10 protein-coding genes, 1 rRNA gene and 1 riboswitch are annotated in these 9,419 nt (G+C 41.3%); all 11 genes read right to left on the bottom strand.

The annotated features are described in order from the left end of the window. Positions 1-12: 12 nt before the first annotated feature. Positions 13-675, bottom strand: coding sequence for a uracil-DNA glycosylase (gene ung / locus A7967_RS21425; RefSeq protein WP_054205330.1), 663 nt, complete (start codon positions 673-675; stop codon positions 13-15). Beyond that, positions 672-1,523, bottom strand: coding sequence for a cobalamin-binding protein (locus A7967_RS21430; RefSeq protein ID WP_054205329.1), 852 nt, complete (start codon positions 1,521-1,523; stop codon positions 672-674). The genes ung and A7967_RS21430 overlap by 4 nt, the downstream gene beginning before the upstream one ends. Next, complete coding sequence (gene cobO, locus A7967_RS21435; protein WP_054205328.1) at positions 1,523-2,122, bottom strand: cob(I)yrinic acid a,c-diamide adenosyltransferase; 600 nt, start codon at positions 2,120-2,122, stop codon at positions 1,523-1,525. The genes A7967_RS21430 and cobO overlap by 1 nt, the downstream gene beginning before the upstream one ends. Continuing rightward, positions 2,106-3,608 carry a cobyric acid synthase gene (locus A7967_RS21440; protein ID WP_054205432.1) on the bottom strand — a complete coding sequence of 501 codons (1,503 nt, stop codon included), beginning with the start codon at positions 3,606-3,608 and terminating at the stop codon, positions 2,106-2,108. The genes cobO and A7967_RS21440 overlap by 17 nt, the downstream gene beginning before the upstream one ends. After that, on the bottom strand, positions 3,608-4,135 hold the full coding sequence (cobU, locus tag A7967_RS21445; protein WP_054205327.1) for a bifunctional adenosylcobinamide kinase/adenosylcobinamide-phosphate guanylyltransferase: 528 nt from the start codon (positions 4,133-4,135) through the stop codon (positions 3,608-3,610). The genes A7967_RS21440 and cobU overlap by 1 nt, the downstream gene beginning before the upstream one ends. Next, the gene (locus tag A7967_RS21450) at positions 4,132-4,932 is read right to left on the bottom strand and encodes an adenosylcobinamide-GDP ribazoletransferase (RefSeq protein WP_054205326.1); all 801 of its coding nucleotides are present in this window, start codon (positions 4,930-4,932) and stop codon (positions 4,132-4,134) included. The genes cobU and A7967_RS21450 overlap by 4 nt, the downstream gene beginning before the upstream one ends. After that, a complete protein-coding gene (cobT, locus tag A7967_RS21455; RefSeq protein ID WP_054205325.1) occupies positions 4,932-5,996 on the bottom strand; it encodes a nicotinate-nucleotide--dimethylbenzimidazole phosphoribosyltransferase in 1,065 nt (354 codons plus the stop codon). The genes A7967_RS21450 and cobT overlap by 1 nt, the downstream gene beginning before the upstream one ends. 3 nt (positions 5,997-5,999) lie before the next feature. Further along, a complete protein-coding gene (locus A7967_RS21460) occupies positions 6,000-6,995 on the bottom strand; it encodes a FecCD family ABC transporter permease (protein ID WP_054205324.1) in 996 nt (331 codons plus the stop codon). Continuing rightward, entirely contained in the window at positions 6,982-7,818 is an 837-nt protein-coding gene (locus A7967_RS21465; protein WP_054205323.1) for an ABC transporter ATP-binding protein, read from the bottom strand. The genes A7967_RS21460 and A7967_RS21465 overlap by 14 nt, the downstream gene beginning before the upstream one ends. Positions 7,819-7,897: 79 nt before the next feature. Beyond that, a riboswitch (cobalamin riboswitch) is annotated at positions 7,898-8,040 on the bottom strand. Between the two features lie 30 nt (positions 8,041-8,070). After that, complete coding sequence (locus A7967_RS21470) at positions 8,071-8,685, bottom strand: histidine phosphatase family protein (protein ID WP_054205322.1); 615 nt, start codon at positions 8,683-8,685, stop codon at positions 8,071-8,073. Between the two features lie 390 nt (positions 8,686-9,075). After that, a 5S ribosomal RNA gene (gene rrf / locus A7967_RS21475) occupies positions 9,076-9,190 on the bottom strand. Positions 9,191-9,419: the final 229 nt, after the last annotated feature.

Raw genomic sequence — 9,419 nt, forward strand, 5'->3', positions numbered from 1 at the left:
TATATTCGATTTTTATACTTGCCAATTAATAGCTTTTTTACCTTGTTGTATCAATAGCTGATTGGTAGTGGAAAAGTGCTTACAACCAAAAAAACCACGATGCGCAGACAACGGTGATGGGTGCGGGCCATTTAAGACATGATGACGGTCGCTATCAATGCCCTTACCTTTTTTTTGCGCATGAGCGCCCCATAAAATAAACACCACACCTTTACAATGTTGATTAATGTGAGCAATCACCTGATCGGTAAACAGCTCCCAGCCTAAGTGTTTGTGCGAATGTGCTTGGCCTTTCTCTACCGTGAGTACGGTATTAAGTAAAAACACACCCTGCTCTGCCCAGCGTTGTAGATAGCCATGTGTTGGTATGGTAAAACCATCAATGTCTGTTGCCAGTTCTTTATAAATATTTTTTAAAGAAGGCGGAAGTTTACTGACTTCAGGCAAAACAGAAAAACATAAACCATGCGCTTGTCCTTCGCCGTGATATGGGTCTTGACCGAGTATGACCACTTTTATATCACTCAGCGGTGTTGCATCAAATGCGCTAAATATCTGCGACTGTGGCGGGTACACAGCTATGTCTTCGCTGCGCTTTGTCGCTACGACTGCAAGTGTTTCTTGCATATAAGGTTTTGCACACTCAGTTTTTAAAAAGCGTTGCCAATCACTCATAAAGCCTCCTTGATTACAACACGAGAATCATCAATTTTAGTACACATATCCGTTAGACCATCAAGCATGCGGGTTGTAAAGCGGTGCAATAAATCAGCATTAACTTTAATAAACAGATTATGATTTACTGCGGGGACTTCAGGCCATTGAGACCAGTCAATCACGGCTTGTTGCTGCTGTGATTTTTCGTCAGGTAATATAATTACCTCGGGTTTAGCTACAACCACATTTTCAATACTGATCTGCGGGTAATCGGTTCGGCTATTTGCAAACACGTTACGACCTTGGCAAATTTCAATTAACTGATTGATCCAGGTATTTTTACCCACCGTCATCATCGGCTCAGGCCATAACTGATAAAATACCGCCACCTTACTTTTACCTTGATGCTGTACTTTGATAGCAGCAATTTTATGTTCAAATTCAATTGCGGCTTGCTCGGCCACGTGTTCTCGCCCGGTAAGTGCACCTAAGCGACGCAGTTCATTAGGCACTTTATCCACTTCGCTGGCATCACTGTACGAAACCTCAATGCCAAAGCTTTTAATACGCGCTAAATCTTCGGCTTTGCTGCCTGTTTTCCACGCGAGCACTAAATCAGGTCTCAGTGCTAAAAGCTTTTCTAGCTGAATACCTTGATGGCCGCCAATACGGGGAATATCATTGGCTGCTGCTGGAAAGTCTGCATATTCTACAGTGCCTACAATTTGCTCCCCTGCGCCTATCTCATATAGGTTTTCAACGATATGTGGTGCAAGGGCGACGATTCTAAGCTGCTGCTTATTAGTTTGGGCTATCGCCTTAAAACAATTTAAAGCCACAAATAAAATAAATACTAACCTAACCATTAGTAATCAAAACCTATTTGCGCTTTTACACCGGCATCAAATGCGTGTTTAACGTTACGTACTTCACTGACGGTATCAGCTAAGTCTGTTAATTTACGATGTGCACCGCGCCCTGTAATGATTAAAGATTGCATTGGCGGACGATTAGCAATCACTTCTAACGCTTCATCTAAATCAATGTAGCCATAGGTGATCATATAAGTAATTTCATCAAGTAATACTAAGTTAATTGATTCATCAGCCAACATACGTTTAGCTTCTTGCCAGGTTGCTTGCGCCGCTGCAGTGTCTGATTCTTTATTTTGCGTCTCCCACGTAAAACCGGTGTTCATAATGGCAAACTCAACCCCTGCACCTTGCAATATATTGCGCTCCCCGCATGGCCAAGTGCCTTTAATAAATTGGCACACTGCGGCTTTCATGCCATGACCAACACAGCGTGTTACCGTACCAAAACCTGAGGTTGACTTACCCTTACCGTTACCAGTAATAACCTGAAAAACGCCTTTTTCTGTTTGCGCGGCAGCAATGCGCTCATCCACTTTATCTTTTACTTTTTGTTGGCGCTGTTGGTGTTTATCGTTATTTGTATCGCTCATTATTAACTCCTTCCCAGTTTTGGTAAATTTGTGTGATTTTATCTAAATCTAAATGTTCTTTACACATATCAGCTAAGCGCGTTAATTGCAGCTCGCGATGTGTGTCTATGTCTATTAACTGCGTAATGCCACTATTTGGTAAGACCCAACCGAGTATTAATTGCGTGGCTTCGCTACTATCGAACAAGCCATGTAAGTAAGTACCCGCTATACAATCATCTTTTGATATAAAGCCGTCTTGTGCAACATTATTAGGGTGTTGAGTAAATTTTAAAAAAGGCCGCTCGAGTGCTTGGCCTTGACTACTACCAGCATGAATTTCATAACCAGCCACTTTAGCCTGTTGCCCTTGCAGATTGATAATACCTGCGGCTTGCGTTAGCACCTTTTGTTGCCCTAACTCAGTAATAAACTCAGCAAGCTCTAACCCTTTGCAATGTGCTTGGCTTGATTCAACGCCTTTAGGGTCATAAATATCACTACCCAACATTTGTAAACCGCCACAAATACCGAGTAACTTGCCACCGTAACGTAAGTGGCGTTTAATTTGTTCCCCCCACCCTTCATTTTTTAAAAAGGCCAAATCACTGATCACATTTTTACTACCGGGAATGATAATTAGATCAACATCAGGGATCATTTGAGTATGACGAATGTAATTAATATCAATTTGGGTGTTTAAGCGCAGTGCATCAAAATCAGTATGATTACTAATATGCGGCAATAGCAAAACGGCTATTCTAATTTTTGCTTGGCTAACTTGGTTATCAATCGCGACCGCATCTTCAGCATCAAGGGCTAAGTCGTGCAAATACGGTAATACACCTAATACAGGTTTACTCGTATACTCTTCAAGCCAATCAAGGCCGCTTTGCAGTAATGCGATATCACCACGAAAACGGTTGATAACAAAACCCTTTACTCTTGCTTGCTCTGACTCACTTAACAGTGCCAAAGTACCTACTAAGTGTGCAAACACGCCGCCCTTGTCAATATCTGCAATTATTATTACAGGGCAATCAACCGCTTCTGCATAACCCATATTAGCTATATCACCAGCACGTAAGTTAATTTCAGCAGGGCTACCCGCGCCTTCAACAACTAATAACTCAAACTCTTCGCTTAAGCGTTGTTGCGAGGTAAGTACCGCATCCATAGCGACTTTTTTATAATCGTGGTACGCCTGTGCTTCCATGTTACTAATCGCTTTACCGTGAATAATCACTTGTGTGCCAGTATCACTGTTTGGTTTGAGTAAAATAGGGTTAAAATCAACGCGTGGCGGCACTTTAGCGGCAATTGCCTGTAGTGCCTGGGCACGCCCAATTTCGCCACCATCTTCAGTTACGGCGCTATTTAACGCCATATTTTGCGGCTTGAATGGAGCAACTTTAATACCTTGATCTACAAATACTCGGCACAGTGCCGCGACTAAGGTACTTTTACCTGCATCAGAGGTTGTCCCTTGTATCATTAATGTTTTCATCATGACTGCCCTTTAAGTGTTAAGGCAAGACCTGCCATTATAAATTCAACACGCGCAGCTTTTACTGCAATCGCTTGATGCAACCAGCCAGACTCATCAACAAACTGACGACTAAGTTCGCCAAGCGGTACAATCCCATGACCAACTTCGTTACTCACAAAAATGACTTGCCCGGGTAAATTATCAAAAATATTTAGAAATGCCGTTTTTTGTTCATCCCAACAATCACTTCGACCGCTGCATAAACAGTTACTCAGCCACAAAGTTAAGCAATCAACTAAGATGCAATTATTTTTGCTACTGTGTGTTTGAAGTGTTGCAGCCAGCGTAATTGGCTCTTCAATTAATTGCCAATCTGTAGGGCGTTGTTGCTGGTGATGCTTAATACGAGTTTGCATTTCAACGTCATGTGCTTGACCTGTAGCAAGGTAAATTACAGGCTTATTACTTTGCTGTGCAAGCTGCTCTGCAAAACGGCTCTTACCGCTGCGAGCCCCACCTAAAATAAGCGTATGATTAGCGTTCATAGTACACTCACCAACGTTAAGTAAATCGCAATTTCACTTAGTTGCTGCGCTGCACCTAAACAATCACCGGTATATCCACCTAACTGGCGTTTAAACCAGCGGATTAAAATCACTCTTAAGATCAATAATACCGCAATGAGTATTAACGCGGTTTGCCATAACACAAGACTTGCAGCGATTAAACTCACCAGCAAAACTGCTGCGGTTAACAGTAAAATAGTTAAACTAGAGTTGGATAAGTGCATCGCCAGCGGTTTTACTTTTGAAGTGGCATCTTCACTAACGTAATCCATGCTTATAATTAAACTCGTTGCCACCATACGGCTTAAACATTGCCCGAGTAAAATTGCACTTAATACACCCAATAATGAGTTACCAAGGAAGAATAGGCTCTGAAATTTAATCAGCAATATTATAAACAATGCTGCTGCGCCATAAGTGCCAAGACGGCTATCTTTCATGATGGTAAGTTTTTGTTCTACCTGCCAACCGCCACCAAAACCATCCCACACATCAGCCCAACCATCCTCGTGAAAAGCGCCCGTTAACAGCAATCCTATTGCCATCATTAACAGGATGCTAATTGATAGCGGGAACAGCAACTGAAAAACGCAGTAACTAAGCGCTAATAATCCACCGAGTAACAAACCAACCAAAGCAAAATAACGACTTGCTTGGTTTAAGTGCGCAGTACTCACATCAAAGCGCAATTCAACAGGTATTCGAGTTAAAAAACTGATTGCTAATAACAGTAACTGCCATTGCGTTACTTTGTTTTCATCTAGATTAGAGTGCATTAACTAACAACCTGCTCCACGCCAGCATCAGCAAAGCTAGCCATTTGATTATAAAAACCCAGTGACGCTTGCAGTAACGGTAAACTTAACGCAGCGCCTGAGCCTTCACCTAAACGCAAATCAAGTTGCAGCAGTGGTTTAACGTTAAGTGTATCTAACATTAATCGGTGACCTTGCTCGTTTGAACAATGAGCGAATATTAAATACTCTTTAACTGTGGGGTTGATATTTATTGCAATCATAGCCGCAGCGCTACAAATAAAGCCATCAACCACCACTGCCATACCCTGCTCAGCAGCTGCTAACATTGCACCTGTTATATGCACAATTTCAAACCCACCTAATGCCGCAAGCAAGGTAATTGGATCTGCAAATTGTGACTTATGTAATATGAGTGCTTGCTCTACAACTGCAATTTTTCGCTCAACAATATCATCACTTACACCTGTGCCCTTACCTACACATTGTTGTGCGGGTAATTTAAGCATCGCAGCCATAATAGCCGCGGCACTGGTTGTATTACCTATGCCCATCTCTCCAAACGCAACGGTATTACAGCCTTTAAGGCTAAGCTGTTTTACAAGTTGTTTGGCATTATCAAAACCTCGATATACCTGCTCAATTGACATCGCCATATTTGTATTAAGCGGCTGTGTAATGCTGCCTAAACGGCAATTATGCACACTTGGTGAAGCTACTGGGTGTAAAATACCGCAATCAACCACTTCTAACAGCCAGCCTAACTGTTGGCAAAATACGTTAATTGCTGCACCACCACTGACAAAATTAGTGACCATTTGTGAAGTAACATCACTGGGTGCTATTGATACACCATGCGCTGCAACGCCATGATCGCCTGCAAAAACAAGCAAAGTAGGTTTATTAATAACAGGGGTAAATGCTTTAAAGGCAGCTTCACTTGATACTTTTTGACTAAATATAGTAACCAATTGCGTGGCACATTGCTCTAGCTGTCCAAGTGCGCCAAGTGGTTTAGTTTTTTGATTTATTTTATCAGCGATTATGTGGCTAAATTGGTTAGCTATTCTCGGTATATTGAACATTGGTTAGCTTTCTCGCTTGCGAAAATAAAGTAATGATAAAAAGAAAATACTGCCGATCGCAGACGTGATCACCCCAATAGGTAACTCTTGATTCGTAAGTAAAATGCGCGACAACACATCAACCCAAACCATGAATATGCCGCCAGCTAAAGCTGTCATCATTAAGCCACTGGGCGTACCTTGGGAAACAAAAAAACGCACAATATGCGGGATCATCAAACCGACAAAACCAATTCCACCACACATGGCAACAAGCACAGCAGTGATCAATGAGCTCAGTATTAACATTAATAAGCGAAACCGTTGTACCGGTATACCTAATGTCACGGCACTTTCATCACCCAATAACATAGCATTGAGCTGACGACGAAAACTCATCATTATCGCTGTACAGCTTAAAATAACTAAAGCAGGTAACCAGAGCGTGGCCCACTGAGCACGAGCAAAACTACCTAGCGTCCAAAATAAAATAGCGGTTATCGCCTGAGGATCACTAAAATAAAGTAGTAAACTGGTAAATGCGCTGAATAAAAACGATAAGGCAACGCCTGCTAACAACATGGTTTCAACCTGTCCACGACTAGCCCGCCCAGCAATAAACACCAGTAATAACATCGTAAATAAACTGCCAACAAACGCAGCTGCAGACATGGAAATACCAGCGCTGATACCAGTAATTGTCATAAAACACACCACACCAAACGATGCCCCTGATGAAATACCAAATAAATATGGATCAGCCAATGGGTTACGTGTAACCGTCTGCAAAATTAACCCAGCAATCGCTAAGCCAGACCCTGCTAAAAAAGCCAATAAGGTACGTGGCATCCGTAGTTGCCAGATAATTCTTTCAATAAAGGGGTCATGCCCTTGCCCTATAAGGCTATGGTACACATCAATGAACTTACTTGGCGCAGCACCAAAGCTAAGTGCAATAAAAATGCTCGTAAAACCAAAAAATAAAGTAACGATCACAGCAGCATAATTATTTTTTTGCATTAGCACTACCCCCTTGATAGCCATAAAAGTAGGTGATTCGCGGAATTACTTTTTTTAATTGTTCACTCTGTGGATGTGCTGATACTTCAGCACAGACACCAAATACGTCACTCAGCATTTTTTCCGTGATCACTTGCTCTGGAGTACCTGTTGCAACTAATTTACCTTGTTTAATCACCAGCAACTCATCACACATGCTGGCAGCTAAATTAAGATCATGAAACGACGCTAAAACGGTCACATTAAGAGACTTTGCCAATTCCATTAGTTGAATTTGATATTTAATATCTAAATGACTAGTAGGCTCATCCATAATGAGTAGTTTGGGTCCCTGCACAATAGAACGAGCGATCAATGCTCGTTGTTTTTCGCCACCAGAAAGAGAGTCAAACGATTGTTTACAATGATGACTCAAGCCAACTTGTTCGATCGCCTGTAATATTATTTGCTTATCCGCTTTGGTTGTAGAACTAAATAAGCTTTTGTGGGGTGTAAGCCCAAGACTTACAACATCATAAAGGGATAAGTTAAATTGCGAAGGTGTTTCTTGCAGTACCACTGAAACTTGCTTTGCATATTCATCTGCACTTAATTGCCAGATGTTCTGTCCGGCAAAGCTAACCTCGCCACTGCCTGGTTTGCTATAACGATATAAACAACGCAGCAGGCTCGATTTACCCGCACCATTAGGACCCAGTAAACCAACAAATTGACCTGGTTTGATAGCAAAAGCTATATTTTGCAAAATAGTGGTATTACCCACTGACCAGCATAATTCTGTGACTTTAAGTAATGGTGGCTGAGTTACTACAGGTGATTGCAATGTATTTTTCTCTCTGGCGATAGTAAACCCAATACACTACTTACCAATAGGATGATAATAGAAGAGTTAACCCGCTCATTTAGTTCAAATTAACGTATTTTGTATCTGACTTATCACTCACGTGACTTACAGTTGCGGGTACAGTTGAGGACTCTCACCTCATTCCAAAATACATAAGACTCTATTATGGGCAGGTGAGTAAATATTTCAATTAATATCTATCTAGGCAGTTAAAAACTACTAAATAGCATTCTAAAACACAATTTTTGGCCACGCTTTACCCATATTATCAATATAAATCTCAACACAAACAAATTTACCGTAGCCTACAGCAAACATATTCTGCTGATTAGATTCTTTTGGTAGCTCACATATAATGCCTAATAATTGCTTAATCACCCCCGCATGCGTAATTACTAATTGCTTATGCGTATGATTATTTACAATATTCATCAATAACCTTTGCCACCAAAGAAATACTCGCTGATAAAAGTCAGCCATATTTTCACCACAAGGCGGTGTGACTAACCAAGGGCTTTGCCAAAAATCACCAATACTAGGAGAATGCGTCAGCTCCCACAATTCATCATACTTACGGCCATCCCAATCTCCAAAATTAAACTCCCGGATATCATCAGTAAGTAAAAGAGGAATTTGATGGTTGTGAGAAAATTGTGTGGCAAATTCACTACAACGTTTTAATGTTGAACTTTGCACCAATTCAACATCAGTTAAGTATTTGCATGCTTGACTCAACTGTGAAAAACCAACATCACTTAATAAAAGATCAGTCCCTCCAGCTAATACATCTTGCTCAACAATTTCACCATGGCGTAACAAATAAATGCGACTAGTGAAAGGCGTCATAGAAATCCCAAAAATCACGAACTATCATTCCCGTAATTTTATCAGATATCATCATGCTTAATTGGACAATTTTCTACACTGATAGAAACATCGATCTTTAAATTCACTTCGCACAAACTGTAGCTCGTGATCTATCATGAATCGTGGATATGTATAGCTCTGGGGAATATGCTACATGCCTTCAGGCTAAAGCCTGACCTACAATAAAATACCCGCAACTTGATTGTAAAACCGTCAGTCGTGATTTATCGCAACAGCCGATATATGAGGGTGTACTGCTTTCAGGTGAACGCCCGAGCGACATTGACCACCTTGCACCTTGCTCACTTTTTCACTTTCCTGCAGACGTAAAAAAGCCCGACTCTATGAGTCGGGCTTTCTTTATTTGGAGCCTGGCGATGACCTACTTTCACATAACAAATGCTACACTATCATCGGCGCTGTTTCGTTTCACTACTGAGTTCGGCATGGGATCAGGTGGGTCCAAAACGCTATTGTCACCAAGCAAATTGGGTGTCAGTTCGTATCTCTACGCACTAACTAAAATTTGAAAATGCTGATAATTGTCTTCTTACAACTTTAAGCTTATCGCTTACAGCTGTTAGTAAATCTACTTTAGTTGTCGCGATAAATCACGACCTACAATCTTAACTTCTGCGCTTAAACAGTCACATAAAACGCGTTTGGCGTTGTATGGTTAAGCCTCACGGGTAATTAGTACAAGTTAGCTTAAC

It is taken from the genome of Pseudoalteromonas neustonica (assembly GCF_001653135.1).
Classification (GTDB): domain Bacteria; phylum Pseudomonadota; class Gammaproteobacteria; order Enterobacterales; family Alteromonadaceae; genus Pseudoalteromonas; species Pseudoalteromonas neustonica.